Annotated in this window: 18 protein-coding genes; 6 read left to right on the top strand and 12 right to left on the bottom strand. The window is 65.2% G+C overall.

Going from position 1 to position 18,119, the window contains the following annotated elements:
- The first annotated feature begins 56 nt into the window (after window positions 1–56).
- Window positions 57–1,640 carry a Do family serine endopeptidase gene (locus J3474_RS00570; protein WP_232512536.1) on the top strand — a complete coding sequence of 528 codons (1,584 nt, stop codon included), beginning with the start codon at window positions 57–59 and terminating at the stop codon, window positions 1,638–1,640.
- A 167-nt stretch (window positions 1,641–1,807) separates the two neighbouring features.
- Here J3474_RS00570 and J3474_RS00565 read toward each other — a convergent pair whose 3' ends face one another.
- From J3474_RS00565 to J3474_RS00545, 5 genes are all read right to left on the bottom strand, one after another.
- On the bottom strand, window positions 1,808–4,018 hold the full coding sequence (locus J3474_RS00565; protein ID WP_013834241.1) for a transglycosylase domain-containing protein: 2,211 nt from the start codon (window positions 4,016–4,018) through the stop codon (window positions 1,808–1,810).
- 132 nt (window positions 4,019–4,150) lie between these two features.
- The gene (gene msrB / locus J3474_RS00560) at window positions 4,151–4,552 is read right to left on the bottom strand and encodes a peptide-methionine (R)-S-oxide reductase MsrB (protein WP_007012209.1); all 402 of its coding nucleotides are present in this window, start codon (window positions 4,550–4,552) and stop codon (window positions 4,151–4,153) included.
- Between the two features lie 88 nt (window positions 4,553–4,640).
- Window positions 4,641–5,087: an NfeD family protein gene (locus tag J3474_RS00555; RefSeq protein WP_041559110.1), complete on the bottom strand. Its 447-nt coding sequence runs from the start codon at window positions 5,085–5,087 to the stop codon at window positions 4,641–4,643.
- Window positions 5,087–6,025: an SPFH domain-containing protein gene (locus tag J3474_RS00550; protein WP_207092977.1), complete on the bottom strand. Its 939-nt coding sequence runs from the start codon at window positions 6,023–6,025 to the stop codon at window positions 5,087–5,089. The genes J3474_RS00555 and J3474_RS00550 overlap by 1 nt, the downstream gene beginning before the upstream one ends.
- Before the next feature lie 210 nt (window positions 6,026–6,235).
- Window positions 6,236–7,108 (bottom strand): dienelactone hydrolase family protein, encoded by an 873-nt coding sequence (locus J3474_RS00545; RefSeq protein WP_207092747.1) that lies wholly within the window; start codon window positions 7,106–7,108, stop codon window positions 6,236–6,238.
- Between the two features lie 96 nt (window positions 7,109–7,204).
- Between J3474_RS00545 and J3474_RS00540 the strand changes: the two genes are divergently transcribed.
- Window positions 7,205–7,663: a protein tyrosine phosphatase family protein gene (locus J3474_RS00540; RefSeq protein ID WP_207092746.1), complete on the top strand. Its 459-nt coding sequence runs from the start codon at window positions 7,205–7,207 to the stop codon at window positions 7,661–7,663.
- 10 nt (window positions 7,664–7,673) lie between these two features.
- On the opposite strand, the gene J3474_RS00535 is transcribed toward J3474_RS00540, so the two are convergent.
- From J3474_RS00535 to J3474_RS00520, 4 genes are all read right to left on the bottom strand, one after another.
- Window positions 7,674–8,744, bottom strand: coding sequence for a diguanylate cyclase (locus J3474_RS00535; RefSeq protein WP_207092745.1), 1,071 nt, complete (start codon window positions 8,742–8,744; stop codon window positions 7,674–7,676).
- Between the two features lie 202 nt (window positions 8,745–8,946).
- Window positions 8,947–9,348, bottom strand: coding sequence for a VOC family protein (locus tag J3474_RS00530; RefSeq protein ID WP_013834248.1), 402 nt, complete (start codon window positions 9,346–9,348; stop codon window positions 8,947–8,949).
- A 68-nt stretch (window positions 9,349–9,416) separates the two neighbouring features.
- The gene (gene purU / locus J3474_RS00525) at window positions 9,417–10,271 is read right to left on the bottom strand and encodes a formyltetrahydrofolate deformylase (RefSeq protein WP_013834249.1); all 855 of its coding nucleotides are present in this window, start codon (window positions 10,269–10,271) and stop codon (window positions 9,417–9,419) included.
- 11 nt (window positions 10,272–10,282) lie between these two features.
- Window positions 10,283–11,308 (bottom strand): nitronate monooxygenase family protein, encoded by a 1,026-nt coding sequence (locus J3474_RS00520; protein ID WP_013834250.1) that lies wholly within the window; start codon window positions 11,306–11,308, stop codon window positions 10,283–10,285.
- A 200-nt stretch (window positions 11,309–11,508) separates the two neighbouring features.
- On the opposite strand from J3474_RS00520, the gene J3474_RS00515 reads away from it, so the two are divergent.
- Complete coding sequence (locus J3474_RS00515) at window positions 11,509–12,807, top strand: acetyl-CoA hydrolase/transferase family protein (protein ID WP_207092744.1); 1,299 nt, start codon at window positions 11,509–11,511, stop codon at window positions 12,805–12,807.
- A 100-nt stretch (window positions 12,808–12,907) separates the two neighbouring features.
- Here J3474_RS00515 and J3474_RS00510 read toward each other — a convergent pair whose 3' ends face one another.
- The gene (locus J3474_RS00510; protein ID WP_013834252.1) at window positions 12,908–14,152 is read right to left on the bottom strand and encodes an aspartate kinase; all 1,245 of its coding nucleotides are present in this window, start codon (window positions 14,150–14,152) and stop codon (window positions 12,908–12,910) included.
- A gap of 80 nt (window positions 14,153–14,232) precedes the next feature.
- On the opposite strand from J3474_RS00510, the gene ubiG reads away from it, so the two are divergent.
- Both ubiG and J3474_RS00500 read left to right on the top strand, forming a co-directional pair.
- Entirely contained in the window at window positions 14,233–14,997 is a 765-nt protein-coding gene (gene ubiG / locus J3474_RS00505) for a bifunctional 2-polyprenyl-6-hydroxyphenol methylase/3-demethylubiquinol 3-O-methyltransferase UbiG (RefSeq protein ID WP_207092743.1), read from the top strand.
- 25 nt (window positions 14,998–15,022) lie between these two features.
- On the top strand, window positions 15,023–16,240 hold the full coding sequence (locus J3474_RS00500; protein WP_051010095.1) for a hypothetical protein: 1,218 nt from the start codon (window positions 15,023–15,025) through the stop codon (window positions 16,238–16,240).
- Between the two features lie 12 nt (window positions 16,241–16,252).
- Here the strand turns inward: J3474_RS00500 and J3474_RS00495 are convergent, their stop codons facing one another.
- Together J3474_RS00495 and J3474_RS00490 are read right to left on the bottom strand one after the other, a co-directional pair.
- Entirely contained in the window at window positions 16,253–16,600 is a 348-nt protein-coding gene (locus tag J3474_RS00495; protein WP_207092742.1) for an arsenate reductase, read from the bottom strand.
- A 2-nt stretch (window positions 16,601–16,602) separates the two neighbouring features.
- A complete protein-coding gene (locus tag J3474_RS00490; protein WP_207092741.1) occupies window positions 16,603–16,908 on the bottom strand; it encodes an antibiotic biosynthesis monooxygenase in 306 nt (101 codons plus the stop codon).
- A gap of 125 nt (window positions 16,909–17,033) precedes the next feature.
- Here J3474_RS00490 and aroC point away from each other — a divergent pair, with 125 nt between their 5' ends.
- Window positions 17,034–18,116: a chorismate synthase gene (gene aroC, locus J3474_RS00485; protein ID WP_007012225.1), complete on the top strand. Its 1,083-nt coding sequence runs from the start codon at window positions 17,034–17,036 to the stop codon at window positions 18,114–18,116.
- Window positions 18,117–18,119 lie beyond the last annotated feature (3 nt).

Genomic DNA, 18,119 nt, shown 5'->3' with positions numbered 1-18,119 from the left:
GGCGCCATTCAAGGTCGGTTAAGCTCATGGAGCGTCAATCGGCAGGGGGTCGATGGATGGTGTCGAACACCGTCGAAATGGAGGAATCAAAGGACGTGAAGCCCGTGCGATATGCTTATGGATTGACCACAGCCCTCCTGCTTGGAGGCGCCACCCTGTCGCTCGCAACCGGCTATCCGGCAGGAGCGCAGGTCGCCCAGAACGAAGCCGGCCAGATGGCCCATGTCGTCCCGCGGGGCGGCGCTCCGGCCAGTTTCGCCGACCTGACCGAACAGCTTGCGCCAGCCGTGGTCAACATCTCGACCCGACAGCGAATCCAGGTCCAGCAGAACAGCAATCCGTTCGCCGGGACGCCGTTCGAAGGGCTGTTCGGCGGCGGCGGCGGCGCCGGCCCGCAAACGCGTGAAGCCCAGTCTCTGGGCTCCGGCTTCATCATCAGCGCCGACGGCTACATCGTCACCAACAACCACGTCATCACCGCCGAAGGTCGCGGCGAGGTGGAATCGATCACGGTGACCACCCCCGACGGCGAGGAATATCCCGCCAAGCTGATCGGCAAGGACGCGGCTTCCGACCTCGCCGTCCTGAAGGTCGAGCGTTCCAAGCCCTTCCCCTTCGTGAAGTTCGGCGATTCCTCGCACGCCCGTGTGGGTGACTGGATCATCGCCATCGGCAACCCGTTCGGCCTTGGCGGTACGGTGACCTCGGGCATCATCTCGGCGGTCTACCGCAACACCGGCGGCGGCGGCGCCTACGACCGCTACCTGCAGACCGACGCGGCGATCAACCGCGGCAACTCGGGCGGCCCGATGTTCGACATGAACGGACAGGTCATCGGCATCAACAACGCGATCTTCTCGCCCACCGGCGGCAGCGTCGGCATCGGCTTCGCCATCCCGGCGGAAACCGCGGCGCCGATCGTGCAGAAGCTGATCAAGGGTGAAGCGATCGAGCGCGGCTACCTGGGCGTGCGTATCCAGCCGCTCAACGACGACCTTGCCGAGTCGCTGGGCCTCGAACGCAACAAGGGTGAGTTCATCCAGTCCGTCGAACCCGGCGGCGCGGCTGACAAGGCCGGGGTCAAGGCCGGCGACGTCGTCGTCAAGGTCGGCGGTAAGGAAGTGACCAAGGAGCAGACGCTCTCTTACCTCGTTGCCAACACCGAGCCGGGCAGCCGCGTGCCGGTGGAAGTGATCCGCAACGGCCGCAAGATGACTCTCAACGCCACGGTCGCCAAGCGCCCGAGCGAAGACGAACTGCAGCAGAGCTTTAACTCTGAAGACGACCAGCAGAACGCCGATCCCTTCAACAACCCGCCCAAGCAGCAGGAGCAGGGCTACATCGAGAAGTCGATCGGCCTCTCGGTCACCCCGCTCACGCCGCAGATCGCGCGCCAGCTCGGTGCGTCGGATAACGTGAAGGGCCTCGTCATCGTCGCCGTCGATCCCAGCTCGGACGCCGGCCAGAAGGGCTTCGCACGCGGCTTCATCCTGCTCCAGGCCAACGGTCAGGACGTCAACACGCAAGCCGACCTCGAAAGCGCCATCCGCGCCGCCAAGGCAGACGGGCGTTCGGCCATCCTGCTGCGTGTACAGCCACGCGGCCAGCCTTCCGCCTTCGTGCCCGTCCGCATCCGCTGACGGGCCGCAGCGCCCCGGCCGCAAGGTCGGGGCAGCGGACATACAGAAACACCCGCCGGAGCGATCCGGCGGGTGTTTCTGTATGCGCTCGCGGCGCGGGGTGCGGGGCCTGACATCGTCCCCGGCAACGCAATGTAAGGATCACCCCGATCCCCCCTTGCAGTGCCTCAGTAGTTGGGAACGGGGGTCGGCGTGCGCGTTGCGGCCGGTGCCGGAGTGCGGGTTGCGCCCGGCGCGGGCGGGGTAACGATCTTGGGCGCAAGCCCCTGTCCGGGCCGAAGACCCGGATCATTGGCCGGGGCCCGGCCAGTCGCCCGGTCGAGGAAGTCGTCATTGGCGGCGGGCGGATTGCCGTAATCTGGCACCATAGCGGCGCCGGGGCCCGGTCCCGGGCCGATCGTGCCGTCCTCGTAGATCGGGGCATCGTCGCCCGAGCCGCTGCCCGGATGCACCAGGTTGCCGTTCTCGTCGACGTAGTAGTAGTCGTCCGGGTTGCCCTGGAGGTACTCATCGTCCGGCTCGAGCTGCCACTCGGGAAGTTGCAGCTTGGTGTCGAACTCCTCCACGGGACGCTTGGCGACGGCGACCTTCATGAAGTCGGCGAAAGCACGCGCCGGAGCGTGGCCGCCCGACAGCCCGGGAACCGCCTTGGCATCGTCGCGGCCCATCCACACGCCGGTAGTCACGCCGCTCGAGAAGCCGAGGAACCAGCCGTCCTTGTTCGAGCTCGTCGTGCCGGTCTTGCCCGCAACCGGCCGGCCGATCTGCGCCGCCCGGCCGGTACCGGTGGCCACGGCCGACTGCAGGAGGTCGGTGATCCCGGCCGCAACGTAGTGAGGCACCAGAACCTGCCCGCGCACCGACTTGTGCTGGTAGAGTACTTCGCCGTCAGTCGTCGTGACCTTGGTGATGCCATAAGGCTCCACCGAAGTGCCGCCGGCGCTGACTGCAGCGAAGGCGCGGGTCATGTCGATCAGGCGCACTTCCGAAGTGCCCAGCACCATGGCCGGCTGAGTGTTGATCGGCGTGGTGATGCCGAAGCGGCGGGCCATGCTGGCCACGGTACCGAAGCCCACCTCATTGCCAAGCTGCGCCGCGATGGTGTTCTTCGAATAGGCGAAGGCGGAGCGGATATCGATCTGCCCGGCATACTTGCGCCCGGAATTATGCGGGCTCCACCCGTCAATCGTCACCGGCTCGTCGACCACCGGATCGCTCGGCGTGTAGCCCGCCTCGAGCGCGGCGAGATAGACGAACAGCTTCCAGGCCGATCCTGGCTGACGCTCCGCGCTGGTTGCACGGTTGTAGTTCGAATTGATGTAGTCCGTGCCGCCGACCAGCGCCAGCACCGCACCGTCGTTGTCGAGGCTGACCAGTGCGCCCTGCGCGCCCTTGGGTGCATTGGCGATGATCGCCGCGGTCGCCGCTTCCTGCATCCTGGGGTCGAGCGTGGTCCAGACCTCGATCGGCTCGTTGGTCTCGGGCAGCAGCATGTCGAGCTGGGGCAGCGCCCAGTCGGTGAAGTAGCGAACCGAGTTCTGCCCCTTCTCCTTGGCAAGCTTGACCTTGGTAAGGTCGGTGCCGTCCGCCTCGCTCTGGGTAATGACGCCGTTGTCGGCCATCGTACCGAGCACGACGTTGCCGCGCGCGATGGACGCCTGGACGTCGGCCGTCGGCGAATAGTTCGACGGGGCCTTGACCAGACCGGCGATGATCGCCGCTTCTCCGGTCGAAAGCTCGGTCGCGGGATGGCCGAAGAATTTGCGGCTCGCCGCGTCGATGCCATAGGCGCCGCCACCGAAATAGACCTTGTTCAGGTAAAGCTCGAGGATCTGGTCCTTGCTGAACTTGCGTTCCAGCGCCAGCGCCAGGACCATCTCGCGCGCCTTGCGCCCGAACGTGCGGGCGTTGTTCAGGAAGATGTTGCGCGCCAGCTGCTGGGTGATCGTGGAGGCGCCCTGCTTCCAGCGACCGGCCTCATAGCGGACCATGACCGAGCGCACGATGCCGATGGGATCGACGCCATAGTGATCGCGGAAGCGGCGATCCTCGACCGAGATCATCGCGTCCTTCATGATTTGCGGGATCTGGTCGTAGCCCAGCCACTTGCCGTAGCTCGGCCCGAGCGAGACCAGCTCGCTGCCGTCGCGCGCGCGCACGACGATCATCTGCCCGTTCTGGCTGCTCTTGAGCGCGCTGAAGTCGGGCAGTTCGCGCATGGTAAACGTCACGGCCGCGGCAAGGAACAGGCCGCCCAGCAATGCCAGGGCAAGACCCCAGATCATCAGTGAGCGGATTGCGCGGAACCAGAGCGGTTTCCTGGTCGGCTTGGAGGAAGGGCCGCCCGATGTGCGGCGCCGGCCGGTATTCTTGGCCATCTTCTAGATGCAAACCCCTTTGACGGACCTTCTTGTCCGAACGCGTCGTACACTTTGTACGCCGGATTTGTAACCCGACCTTAACAACGAGATGTGCATGAAACGGCGCTTTACCGGGCGCCGCGCGCCGGTTCAGTCTTCCTTCGGCTTGAAGTCGAGCGAGGCACTGTTGATGCAGTAGCGCAGGCCGTCGGGCCCCGGACCGTCCGGGAACACATGCCCGAGATGTCCCTCGCAGCGGGCACAGGTCACCTCGGTACGCACCATGCCGTGCGACACGTCGCGATGTTCGTCGACGGCATCGCCCGCAACAGGGGCCGTATAGCTCGGCCAGCCCGAGCCGGAATTATACTTCGTTTCGGACGAAAACAGCGGCGCGCCGCAACCGGCGCAAGTGTACATGCCGGCCTGCTTGTTGCTTTCGTACTTGCCGGTGAAGGCCCGCTCGGTGCCAGCCTGCCGCAGCACCTGGTACTGTTCGGGCGTCAGCCGTTCACGCCATTCTTCTTCCGTGAGGTTGAGCTTGTCGGTCATGTCTGCACTTCTCCTTGGGCGCAGATATGGGGCGGTGGGGCGCAGGTTTCCAGTGCCCATCCCCGTGCCGGGCAGCTCACACCCAGGTTCAGGCCATCGGTTCGACGACCAGCACCACGCCGTCATGGCCGACGACTTTGAGGCGCGTGCCGACGATGGCATCTGCGCCCTTGGCAAGCCATTCGCTGTCACCCAGGCGCACGCGGCCGGAACCGCCCTCGATCGCCTGGGTCACCACAACCGTTTCGCCCACCACGCGCTCGCCGCGCTGGTTCATCTTGGGATCGGCGGCCACCACCGGGTGATCCTTGAGCACGCGCTTGCCGGTGAAGACGGCGATGATCGACAGCAGCGCGAAGATCACGATCTGCAGCGGCAGCCCGATCGGCAGCAGCCACGCGACGAGCCCCGTGATGAGCGCCGCCCCGGCCATCCAGATCAGGAACACCCCCGGGATCGCCATCTCGGCAATCGCCAGCACAAGGCCGATGGCCAGCCAGGTGTAATGCACCTCCAGGTTCATCAGGTCATCCATCAGCGGTCACCGCCGGCAGAGGGCGGCACGCTGGGTGCGGCGCGGCGCGTCTGGGCAGGAGGCGGCGGGGGCGAGGACGGCGGATTGCTGTTCAACGCTTCCTTCGCCAGTTCGCCGATCCCGCCCAGCGTGCCGATCAGCTGGGTCGCCTCGACCGGGAAGAGGATCGTCTTGGCATTGGGCGAGGTCGCGAACTTGGCCACCGCCTCGGTGTACTTCTGGGCGATGAAGTAGTTGATCGCCTGCGAGCCCGATTCCGCAATCGCCTGGCTGACCATGTGCGTCGCGCGGGCTTCGGCCTCGGCTTCGCGCTCACGCGCCTCGGCGTCGCGAAAGGCGGCTTCGCGCCGGCCTTCCGCTGACAGGATCTGCGATTCCTTTTCACCCTCGGCGCGCAGGATCGCCGAAGCGCGGCTTGCCTCGGCCTCGAGGATCTCGGCGCGCTTCTCGCGCTCGGCCTTCATCTGGCGGGCCATCGCGTTGGAAATGTCGAGCGGGGGCCGGATGTCCTTGATTTCGACGCGGGTGATCTTCACGCCCCAGGGCGAAGTCGCATGGTCGACCACCGACAGCAGGCGCGCATTGATCTCGTCACGTCTGGACAGCGTCTCGTCGAGGTCCATCGAACCCATGACCGTGCGCAGGTTGGTGGTGGTGAGCGCCATGATCGAGCTGTAGAGGTTGTGGACCTCGTAAGCTGCCTTGCCGGCATCGAGCACCTGGAAGAACACCACCGCATCGACACCGACCATGGCGTTGTCCTTGGTGATGATCTCCTGCCCGGGAATGTCCAGGACCTGCTCCATCATGTTCACTTTCTGGCCGACGCGGTCGACGAAAGGAATGATGACATGAAGCCCGGGCTGCGCCGCAAGCGTGAACTTGCCGAGCCGTTCTACCGTGTAAACATAGCCCTGACGCACGACGCGAACGCCCATCATCAGGAAGACGACCACGACGACAATCAGGGCAATGAGAAATTCAGTCACGGCGCAATCCCCTCATTACATGCCGATAAAGCACGATCCTAGCGGCAGGGACGTAAGGGACAAGTAAAACCGGAACTTGTTAAATTGCACCGAAAGCCCCGCTGCCAATCCAACTGAGCCTGGCGATGCCAGAACGCACCGGCGATGCGGAAGTTGTCCTCAGAGCCGGGCGAACAGGGCCAGCATCCGGTTCCAGGCCTTGTCGGCTTCGCTCGGATCCCAGGACGGCGAGTCCGGCACGCACCAGCCGTGATCGGCTTGATAGACCTCGATCTCGGCCGGGCGGCCTGCGGCGTCCGCTGCCTTGCGCAGCTCCACCTTGGCCTGCGGGTCGCGCGCATCGTCATTGCGGGCGATTGCAAAGAGATAGGACGCCTCGGTCTTCGCAAGCAGGCGATGCGGACTGTCCGGCTCCTCGGTCACGAGCCCGCCGCCATGGAGCGAGGCCGCCGCCCCGACGCGATCGGGCACGGCCGCCGCGGTGCGCACGGTGAACGGACCGCCCATGCAATAGCCGTTGCTGCCGATCCTGCGCCCCTTGTCCACTTCGCGCTGCCCATCGAGAAACGCGACATAGGCCCCGGCATCGCTGGTGATTGCCGCCGGGGTAAGCTGTTCGCGCAAGGGCGCGATCTTGGCCTGTCCCTCAGGCGTGCGCCACTCGGCAAAACTTTTTAGAAGCGGCGCCGGGCCACCGCGGTAGTACTGGTTCACCACCAGAACCGCATAGCCTTCGGCAGCCAGCGTGCGGGCCATGATCTTCTTGGCCTCCCGCAGTCCCGCGATGTCGGGCCACATGACGATGCCGGGATGGGCACCTTCGGACGGGTGGACGAAGAAGGCATCGGCAACGCCATCAGGCGTGGTGATCGAAACCATGCGCTCGGCAACCTGGCTGCCCCCGTCAGCCTCCACCGACTTCGAGCAACTGGCCAGGGCAATGGTTGCCCCCATGGCCGCGAACTGGCGCCGGCTCAGGCCGCGCCGGGCCAGATTGGCGTCTTCGCTTGCTTGGGTGAATTCATCGCACATGGGGACAGGCCTCCCGGATTGTCGAGATTTGCCGAGAGGTTACCAAGCCGCTAGCGAGATTGCGAGCGAATGGTTTCAACACGAGAATGAGTATCCATGCCGAGCGATCCTGACGACATACCCTGCTGGCAACGCATCGACGCACGCCTGACGACTTCGGGCAAGCTCTCGCCCGCAGACCCTGAGCGGCTGCGCGCCCTTGGCTTGCGACATGTGATCAACCTCGCGCTACCGGATTCTCCGGGTGCGCTGACGGACGAGGCCATACTGCTGGCCGAGGCGGGCATTGCCTACAGTCACATCCCGGTCCCGTTCGACGCGCCCGGCGACGCGCATTTCACCGCGTTCAGCGATGCCATGGCCGCGGCGGGCGATGCGCCGGTCCACGTCCATTGCATCCTCAACTGGCGCGTTTCGGCCTTCATATACCGGTGGAACCGGCAAGCGCGCGGCATGAGCCGGGACGAAGCGCGCGCCCTGCTTCGCGTGCAATGGGACCCGGCGCAAAGCGACCACAAGGACGCCTCCGCCTGGGCCCGCTTCATCGGCGACTAGGGATCAGGGATCAGGCCGCGACGATCTGGTTGCGGCCCTGTTCCTTGGCGGAATAGAGCGCGATGTCCGCCGCCTTGAGCGCATCGCGCGTGGTGGGATAGGCGAAGACATCGGCCACGCCGCCGGAAAAGGTGATCGTGCCGATCGGCTCATCGGTGCGCCGGTTCACGAATTTGCGACGTGCGAAGACCTCGCGCACCGAGTCGAGCTTTTCCTTGGCAGCCGTCTTGCCAAGACCGCGGAACAGCATGACGAATTCTTCGCCGCCGTGGCGCGCGACGTGGCAGTTGTCGTCGGTGATCTTGGCCAGCGTCGCCGCGACAGCCTGAAGCACGCGGTCGCCCGCATCGTGTCCGTGGGTATCGTTGATCTTCTTGAAGTGATCGATGTCGCAGAAGGCCACGCTCAGAGCGTCGAGTTCCTGCTGGGCTTCACGGAAGTGGCGTTCGAGCAGACCTTCGAAGGCGCGCCGGTTGGGCAGGCCGGTCAAGTGATCGTGTTCGGCATCGCGCCGCGCCTTGGCAAGGCTCACCCGCAGCGAATCCGCCTCGCTCTCGCTGCGGCGCATTTCCTGTTCAAGATGGCGCGTGCGCTCGATCATCGCCATGGCGACGGCGGCCAGGTTGCGGATTTCCTCGCGATCATCGCCGGAATCGACCTTGTCGACCTGAGCCTGCATCTCGGTATTGTACTGCGCTGCGGTGTCGCGCGCGCTGCGGCTTGTCTCAGCGAAGCTTTCAAGGGTTCGCTCCAGCTTGTCCGAGATGCGGTTGATGGCCTCGTCGCCATTCTTGCGCTGCTCGTCGAGCCAGGCCTGATCGATCGGCAGGCCTTTCGCCCGCCGTTCAGCGACGCGGTTGGCCAGGCCGATGTCGTTGCCCGAGCAAAGGCCGAGCGCCGCGGAGAGATTGGCTTCGGAGATCTCTAGGTCGTTGCCGAGCAAAAATTCGCCGATGTCTTCCATCAACTGCTTGCGCACGAGTTCCCGCGCGGAAAGACCGCCCTCGCCTGCTTGGGACCGTTCAACGAATTTATCGGCCGACGAAGCCGATTCCGAGCGAGCGCCCGCCAGAAACCGCATGATACTCAACGAATTGCCCCCCAACTTGCCATCACCCCCGAACTACCATGCACCGTCTAATTCGAACAGTTCGTTCAATTGGGCGCACTAAGTAGCAGCCCTTATATATAGAAAGAGTGAATGAAGAATTGCAATCGATTGCTTAAACCATGCGATGAAGCGAACAGGCAGGGTTCCGCTGGGGACTTCGCGCCCGTCGCGTTCAGAGGTCGGCGAAGTTCAACTCGAGGTTGACCGCATTGGGATCGCTCAGATTGATCTGCATGAGATTGATGTGGGACAGGTCATTGACGCGATAGGCGCAGCCCAATTCGTCCAGCCGCGCACATGTCGCAGCGAAACCTTCGCAGCGCAGGGCGACGTGATGCAGCGCATTGGTCGGCTCGCCCGGCCGATAAGCGTCGTAGCGTCCCGATACGGTCCCACGGTCTATGAGGTGCACGATGGGGGCACCAGTTGCGTCGCGCATCCAGAAGCCGGCAACGCCGCTGGCGATCGCCGGATTTTCGCTGCGCGTCAGGCCGAGGACAGTCTCGTAGAACGATGCCGTCTTCTCGAGATCGTCCGTAAGAATATTGACGTGGTCGATGCCACTGACTTTCATGGCCCTGCTCCGCTGGATTTCCAACCGATCATGGCCCCGCGGCCGGGCCCGGACAAGAGGAGCGTCGATCAGCTGCGGAAAACGACCGTGCGGCTGCCGTTGAGAAGGACCCTGTCCTCGAGATGCAGGCGCACCGCCTCCGCCAGCACTCGCCGTTCGATGTCGCGCCCCTTGCGCACCATGTCATCGGGCGTGTCGGCGTGGGTCACGGCCTCCACGTCCTGGTGGATGATCGGCCCTTCGTCGAGGTCTGCTGTCACGTAATGCGCAGTCGCGCCGATCATCTTCACCCCGCGCGCGTGCGCCTGGTGATAGGGCTTGGCCCCCTTGAAGCCGGGCAGGAACGAGTGGTGGATGTTGATGCAGCGGCCGGAGAGGAACGAGGCCATTTCGTCCGAGAGGATCTGCATGTAGCGTGCGAGCACCACCAGCTCGGCACGGCTTTCCTGCACCAGCGCGCGGACCTGCGCTTCCTGCTCGGCCTTGGTTTCCTTCGACACCGGCAAGTGATGGAAGGGAATGTCGCCGATCATCTGCGCCTTGATCGCATCGCGCGGATGGTTGCTGACGATGCCGACCACGTCCATCGCGATCTCGCCGATCTGCTGGCGATAGAGCAAGTCGACGAGGCAATGGTCGAACTTGCTGACCATGAGCAGCACGCGCCGCGCCCGGTCGCGGCGCACCATCGACCAGGCCATGCCGTATTCATGCGCGATGGCGCCGAAGCCCTCGCGGATTTCCTCACGATCGGCCGCCCCCGGATCGAAGGCGACGCGCATGAAGAACTTGTCCTCATCCAGGTCGTTGAACTGCTGCGCCTCGATGATGTTGCCGCCCATCTGCGCGAGATAGCCGGTTACCCGGGCAACGATGCCCGGCCGATCGGCGCAGGACAGCGCAAGGATCAGGGGCTGGGCCACGCGCACTAACCTCAGGCTGCCGCGGCGCCGCGATTGGAAAGTGCTGCTTCGCTCTCGGTCATCAGCTCGGCGATGATGTCGACGACCGGCTCTTCCTTGGTGACCATGCCCACCGACTGGCCCGCCATGACCGAGCCGCTTTCCACGTCGCCGTCGATCACCGCGCGGCGCAGGGCTCCTGCCCAGAAGTGCTCGATCTCGAGCTGCGCCGCACCCATGTCGACGACGCCTTCATCGAGCAGCCGGGCCACTTCCAGCTGCTTGGCCGTGAATTCCTCGGTGCCCTTGTTGCGCAGCGCACGCACCGGAATGACCGGCAGGCGCGGGTCGACCTGCACGGACGCAATGGCATCGCGGGCCGAAGCGCGGAAGAAAGCCTTCTTGAAAGCGGCATGGGCGATGGATTCGCTCGCACAGGCAAAGCGGGTGCCAAGCTGGACGCCGGCTGCGCCCATCTCGAGATATCCGGCAATCAGCTCGCCGCGGCCAATGCCGCCAGCGACGAAGACGAGATTTTCGGCAGCAAGGTTGGGCAGGATTTCCTGCGCCAGCACCGAAGTCGAGACCGGACCGATGTGGCCGCCCGCTTCCATGCCCTCGATCACCAGCGCATCGGCGCCCGAACGCAGCAGCTTCTTGCCCAGCGCCAGGGTCGGCGCGAAGCAGATGACCTTGGCGCCGCCCGCCTTGATCGCTTCCACGCTGCCCTTGGGCGGAATGCCTCCGGCCAGCACGACGTGGCCGACGCCGTGCTTCTTGCAGACTTCGATCAGGTCGAAGAGCTGGGGGTGCATGGTGATCAGGTTCACGCCGAAGGGCTTCGCGGTGAGCGCCTTCGTCCCCGCGATCTCGGCATCGAGCAGCTCGGGCGTCATCGCACCGCAGGCAATCACGCCGAAACCACCGGCATTGCTGATCGCCGAAACGAGGTTGCGCTCCGACACCCAGGACATCGCACCGCACAGGATCGCGTACTCGGTGCCGAGAAATTCACATCCCCGCGCCATCAGCGCAGAGGTCTTGGTGTAGGCGGCCATCGATGCTCCCGTAACCCGCTTTGGAACCGGGCATGGGCCATAGGCGGACGTACCCCGGCGCACAAGCGTCGAGAACGCCTCGCCTGCGGCTATTTCGCGTATTCAGCGCCTGCAGCAGGACCGATGGGGCCTGTCAGGCCCGCTGCGAAGCGGGGCTACCGACTTGATCTTGTCGCATGGCGGTGCGAGCCTTGCCCGCAATGGACGTCCAGGAACTCTATCGCTCGAAGCTGATGTCCGCGCACGACGCGGCGCGGCTTCTCGTTGCCGACAGCGACGTCGCCATGGGCATGGCCGTTGCCGAACCGCCGGCACTGCTTGCCGCGATCGCACGGCGCGTGGAGACCGGAGACCTGTCGGCGCTGCGCCTGTGGTACTTCCACTCGATGACCCATGCGGCGAGCAGCGTCCTGCGGCGCGACCTGCTCGACCGGGTACGCCCGCACTGCATGTTCCTGTCCAGCGTCGAGCGCGGCCTGATGAAGAACGATCCGGCACACTGCGACGAATTGATCGAGTTCGTGCCCACCGCCTTCAGCGCCTCGCCGCAGCTCCTGCGCGAGGATGTGACGCTCGACGCCTGCGTCACGATGGTCTCGCCGATGGGCAAGCACGGCTATTTCACCTTCGGCACGGCGAACGACTACACCTCGGTTGCCGCCCGATCTGCAAGGAAGCTGATCGTCGAGGTCAATCCGCTCATGCCGCGCGTCTTCGGCGAATCGCCGCTGCACGTCTCGGAAATCGACGCCATCGTCGAGAACCGGTCCCCCCTGATCACCGTGAAGGATCACGCCGCAGCGCCAGAGGACGAGGCAATCGCGCAGATCGTTGCCGAAATGATCGATGACGGGGCCTGCCTGCAAATGGGCATCGGCAACCTGCCCGCCGCCGTCTGCAGCCGCCTGAGGAGCCGCCGTGACCTTGGGATCCACACGGAACTGCTCACCCCCGCACTCGCCGGGCTGATGCAGCGCGGAGCCGTCACCAACCGCCGCAAGGCCACCTTCCCGGGCCGCACCGTCTTCACGTTCGCGATGGGCGATACCGCGTTCTATGAATGGCTGGACGACAACCAGGCGATCTACTCGCTGCCGGTCGACATCGTGAACGACCCGCGCCACATCGCCAAGAACGACAATGTCGTCTCGGTCAACGCAACGCTGCAGGTCGACCTGTCGGGCGCGTGCAATTCCGAGCACATGATGGGCCACCAGTACTCGGGATCGGGGGGGCAGCTCGATTTTGTGCGCGGCGCAAATGCCTCGAAGGGCGGTATCTCGATCATCGCCTGCCGCTCCACCGCCAAGGACGGAACCGTCAGCCGCATCGTCCCGTCCCTCGAAGGCCCGGTGACGACGCCGCGCAACGACGTCCACTGGATCGTCACCGAATTCGGCGCGGCCAACTTGCGCGGCAAATCGCTGAGACAGCGGGCCGAAGCGATGATCGCCCTCGCCCATCCACGCTTTCGGGACGAACTGGCAAGGTCACTCTAGCCATCCATGCTGCCGAGTGCGCGACGCGAGCGAGGCCGATTGAGCGCATCACGGCCACCCCGGGTCCGCGCCAGCGCGCGAAGCCGGGTCTGGCGGGAAATCAGGCCGCGGCGTCGAGCCCGTAGGCGGTGTGCAGGACGCGCACGGCCAGTTCGGTTTCGTCCGAGTCGATCAGCACCGATACCTTGATCTCGCTGGTCGAGATCGCCTGGATGTTGATGCCGCGGTCGGCCAGCGTCTTGAACATCGTCGAGGCTACGCCGGCGTGACTGCGCATGCCCACGCCCACGACGCTGATCTTCGCGACCTTGTCGTCCGCGATCAGGCGGAAGAAGCCGATCGTGTCCTTGCGTTCCTCGAGCATCGCCTGCGCGCGGGCGAGGTCCGCCTGCGGCACGGTGAAGGTCACGTCGGTCTCGCCCTTGTCCTTGGGGACGTTCTGGATGATCATGTCGACGTTGATGTTCGCTTCGGCAAGCGGCGCGAAGATCGCGGCAACGGCGCCCGGGTGATCGGGCACACGGGTCAGGGTGATCTTCGCTTCATTCTTGTCGGCGGCGATGCCGGTGATCAGCTGGCGTTCCATGTCGCTTCCTTCCAATTCCTCATCGCTGACGATCATCGTTCCGGGCAGGTCGTCGGCCGGCGGGGCGTTCTCGTCGATGAACGAGGAGAGCACCTGGACGCGGACGTTCTCCTTCATAGCAAGGGAGACCGAACGGGTCTGCAGAACCTTCGAGCCGACCGAAGCTAGTTCGAGCATTTCCTCATAGGTGACGAGCGGCAGCTTGCGCGCCCTGGCGACGATGCGCGGATCGGTGGTGTAGACGCCGTCGACGTCGGTGTAGATATCGCAGCGGTCGGCCTTGACCGCTGCGGCCACGGCAACGGCCGAAGTGTCGGAACCGCCGCGGCCCAGCGTGGTGACGCGGCCATCGGGCGAAATGCCCTGGAAGCCCGGGAAGACCGCGATTTCGCCGCCCGCCATCGAGGCCAGCACGGCTTCGGAATCCATTTCCTCGATGCGCGCCTTGGCGTGAGCATCGTCGGTGCGGATCGGCAGCTGCCAGCCCAGCCACGAACGGGCCTTGCAGCCCATCGACTGCAAGGTCAGCGCCAGGAGGCCGGCCGTGACCTGCTCGCCGCTGGCGACGACGACGTCATATTCGGCCGGATCGTAAAGCGCGTTGGCCTCGCGGCAGAAGTTCACGAGGCGATCGGTCTCGCCCGCCATCGCGGAAACCACCACGGCAACCTCGTGCCCGGCTTCCTGCTGGCGTTTGACGATGCCCGCCACGCGACGAATGCGCTCGGTCCCGGCCATAGAAGTGCCGCCGAATTTCATCACGATACGTGCCAAGGTGCCGGTGCTCCCGTCAAATTGCGCGAGTAGATAAGAGTTCGGCGCGCTGTTAGGGATGGTCCATGAACAATGCAACTGCCACGAGCACGGACGTGAACAAGCCTTCCGCAAGTGCCACGATTCGCCCGGAAGAAGCCGCACATTTCGGGGCTTTGGCGGCAGAGTGGTGGGACCCGAAAGGCTCCTCCGCGATGCTGCACAAGCTCAATCCGGTGCGCCTTTCGTTCATCCGCGAGGCGATCGACCTGCATTTCGGGAGTGATTCGCACGCGCTGCGTCCACTTTCGGGAAAACGCGTGCTCGATGCCGGGTGCGGCGCGGGGCTGCTGTGCGAACCGCTCGCCCGGCTGGGCGGACAGGTCACCGGCGTCGATGCCGCGGCCGAGAACGTCGCGACCGCCAGCGCCCATGCCGCGGCCATGGGCCTTGCCATCGACTATCGTCACGGCGAACTCGGCGCGCTGGGCCTGAAGGACCATGACCTCGTCTGCTCGCTGGAAGTGATCGAACACGTCGCCGACAAGGCGCAGTTCGTGGGCGAGCTGGCAGGAGCGCTGGCAGCTGAGGGGCTGATGATCCTCTCGTGCCCCAATCGTACACCTGCCTCGCGCCTGCTGCTGGTCGAGGCCGCCGAGCGTCTCGGCAAGGTGCCGCGCGGCACGCATGACTGGAGCCAGTTCGTCACGCCCGAAGAACTGCACGATCTGCTGGCAGCAGCCGGTCTTGTCATGGGCGAGCCGAAAGGGATTTCGTGGTCGCCGGTGAGCGGCATGCACCTCTCGTCGGACATGTCCCTCAACTACATCGTCATCGCGCGCGCGGCCTGATCCTTCCACCCGGAACCCGAAACCGATGATCGCCGGCATGATCGACATCGCCATGGCCGTGGCCGGCATCGCCGTGGCAGCCCTGCTGTTCTGGCCGCGGCTTGCCAAGGCCAAGCTGTGGCGGGCCACGGTGACGCCGCTCGCCTCGATCATCGGCAGCGGCTTCCTCATTCTCGGCCCGATCCTCACCGATACTTTCGGCACCTGGGGCATCGTCGCCATGGCGCTGCTGTGTTTCGCCGGTTACGCCTTCGGCTCGGCGATCCGCTACAACATCGCCCGCCTCGACGAGCCGGACCGCGACACCGATCTCGCCAATCGCGTCGAAGGGATCGCCAGCTGGGCGCTGGCCTTCGCCTACGTCATTTCGGTTGCCTATTACCTCAACCTGTTCGGCGCCTTCGCCGCGCGCATCTTCGGTGCGCCTTCGGACATCCTGGGACGCGCCATCACCACCGGCGTGTACCTGGTGATCCTGGCGGCGGGGCTGACCAAGGGCTTCTCGCTGCTCGAGCGGATGGAGCAGGTCACGGTATCGATCAAGCTGGTGGTCATCGCCGCCCTGATCGCCGCCCTCGCCGTCCATGCAGGGGTCGAATGGAACGGCCATCACCTCGAAACCAGCGGGATGAAGCTGGGCTTCATCGGCTCAGTCCAGCTGATGTTCGGCCTGATCGTGACGGTGCAGGGCTTCGAGACATCGCGCTATCTCGGCTCGCACTACTCGCCAGACGAGCGGCAGCGGTCCATGCGCCTGTCGCAGTGGATCGCGACCGGCATCTACCTCGCCTATGTCGCCCTGCTCGCCGTCAGCTTCGAAAGCGGTTCGTTCACGCTGGAGGAAACCGCGATCATCGACATGATGCGCGGCGTTTCGGTCGTCCTCGGCCCGCTGCTGATCCTGGCCGCGCTCAGCGCCCAGTTCAGCGCCGCCGTGGCAGACACCAACGGATCGGGCGGCCTCGTGCGCGAACTGACGCAAGGCAAGGTCGGCGGCAAGACGACTTACCTGATCCTGGTCGGCGTCGGCCTCGCCATGACCTGGCTTGCCAATGTCTTCGAGATCATCGCCTATGCATCGCGCGCCTTCGCCTTCTATTACGCGGCGCAATCGCTGCTGGCCGCCTTGCGCGCCTGGTATGGCGGCGCCAGGGATGGCCGCGACCGGCGGGTCTTGCTGTTCGGCGCGCTGGCCGTTCTCGGTGCCGCGGCCGCGGTGTTCGGCACCTCCGCCGAAGGGTGAGCCGGGGCCGCCTCAGCCCAGCGCGCTTTCCCACTCGGGCTGCTTGAAACCGACGAGAATGCCACCAGAATGCTCGACGATGGGCCGCTTGATGCAGCTCGGATTGGCCTCCATGATGCGCACGGCCTTGGCCGCATCGAGATCGGCCTTGTCCTCTTCGGGCAGCTTGCGGAAGGTCGTGCCTGCGCGGTTCAGGACCTTTTCCCAACCGGCTTCTGCAACCCACTTCTCCAGCCTGGCGGCATCCGCACCTTCCTTCTTGTAGTCATGGAAGGCGTAGTCGAGCCCCTGCCCCTCCAGCCACTTGCGCGCTTTCTTGACGGTGTCGCAGTTGGGAATGCCGTAGAATTCGAGGCTCAATGTCAGCTCCTTTCAAAGCGGTGGATGCGCGGCGAATCGCACGCGAAGAGGGTATAGTCCCGATAGTAGTCGTCGCGGCCGCGGCCCTGGACGATGGCGTGCTCGGCCTGGCGGCCCCAGTCGCGGGCGCTGGCTTCGTCCTCCCATTCGGACAGCGCGATCACCTCGCCGTCTTCGCTGGTGTAGCTCTTGAACGAGAGGAAGCCCGGCTGGCTGCGGGCGAGCGCTTCCATCGCCTCGGCATCGCGGGAATAGGCCCGCGCATCGATGTCGGCGCGCTTGCGGTTGCGGAAGACGACGAGAAACATCCTTGCCCCCTATCCCACTCGCCAACTTCGCGAAAGCTCGCAGGACGCAGTACAGGCATATGAGCGCGCCGCCAGACCCTGCGAAACGCTGGACAAACCGTACTTGTCGCGACAAAGCGCAACCCATGAGCGTCAACACCTTCGGCCATATCCTGCGTTTCACCACCTGGGGCGAAAGCCACGGGCCCGCGATCGGCGCCGTCGTCGACGGGTGCCCTCCGGGCATCGAGATCGACGAAGCACTCATCCAGCCCTTCCTCGATGCGCGCCGCCCCGGCCAGTCCAAGTTCACGACCCAGCGCCAGGAACCGGACCAGGTCCGCATCCTGTCCGGCGTGTTCGAGGCTCCCGACGGCGTGCGCCGCACCACCGGAACGCCGATCAGCCTGATGATCGAGAACGTCGACCAGCGCTCCAAGGACTATTCGGACGTCGCCAGGGCCTATCGCCCCGGCCATGCCGACTATGCCTACGACGCCAAGTACGGCTTTCGCGACTATCGTGGCGGTGGCCGCAGCTCCGCGCGCGAAACCGCAAGCCGCGTTGCAGCGGGAGCAGTCGCGCGGCTGGTCATCGACGATGTCTCGATCCTGGGCTACGTCGCCGAGATCGGCGGCGATGCCATCGACATGGCGAATTTCGATCCCGCCGAGATCGGCCGCAATCCCTTCTTCTGCCCCGATCCCCAAGCGGTCCCTCGCTGGGAGAAGATCGTCGACGATGCCCGCAAGTCCGGCTCCTCGGTCGGTGCAGTGGTGGAATGCGTGGCCACCAATGTCCCTGCTGGCTGGGGTGCCCCGCTCTACGGCAAGCTCGATGCCGATCTCGCTGCGGCGATGATGGGCATCAATGCGGTCAAGGGCGTGGAAATCGGCGACGGCTTCGCAGCCGCGCGCCTGACCGGCGAGCAGAACGCCGACCCGATGCGCCCCGGTGAGCACGGCCCCGACTTCCTCGCCAACCACGCCGGCGGCATTGCCGGAGGCATCTCGACCGGCCAGCCGGTGACCGTGCGCGTCGCCTTCAAGCCGACCAGCTCAATCCTCACACCGCAACCGACGGTCACGCGCGAAGGCGAAGCTACCGAGCTGTTCACCAAGGGCCGCCACGACCCCTGCGTCGGCATTCGCGGCGTCCCGGTAGTCGAAGCGATGATGGCGCTGGTGCTGGCGGACCACAAGCTCCTGCACCGGGGCCAGTGCGGCTGAACG

The sequence above is a fragment of the Novosphingobium sp. PY1 genome, from assembly GCF_017312445.1.
Lineage (GTDB): Bacteria > Pseudomonadota > Alphaproteobacteria > Sphingomonadales > Sphingomonadaceae > Novosphingobium.
This window is presented reverse-complemented; position numbering and strand designations above follow the sequence as displayed.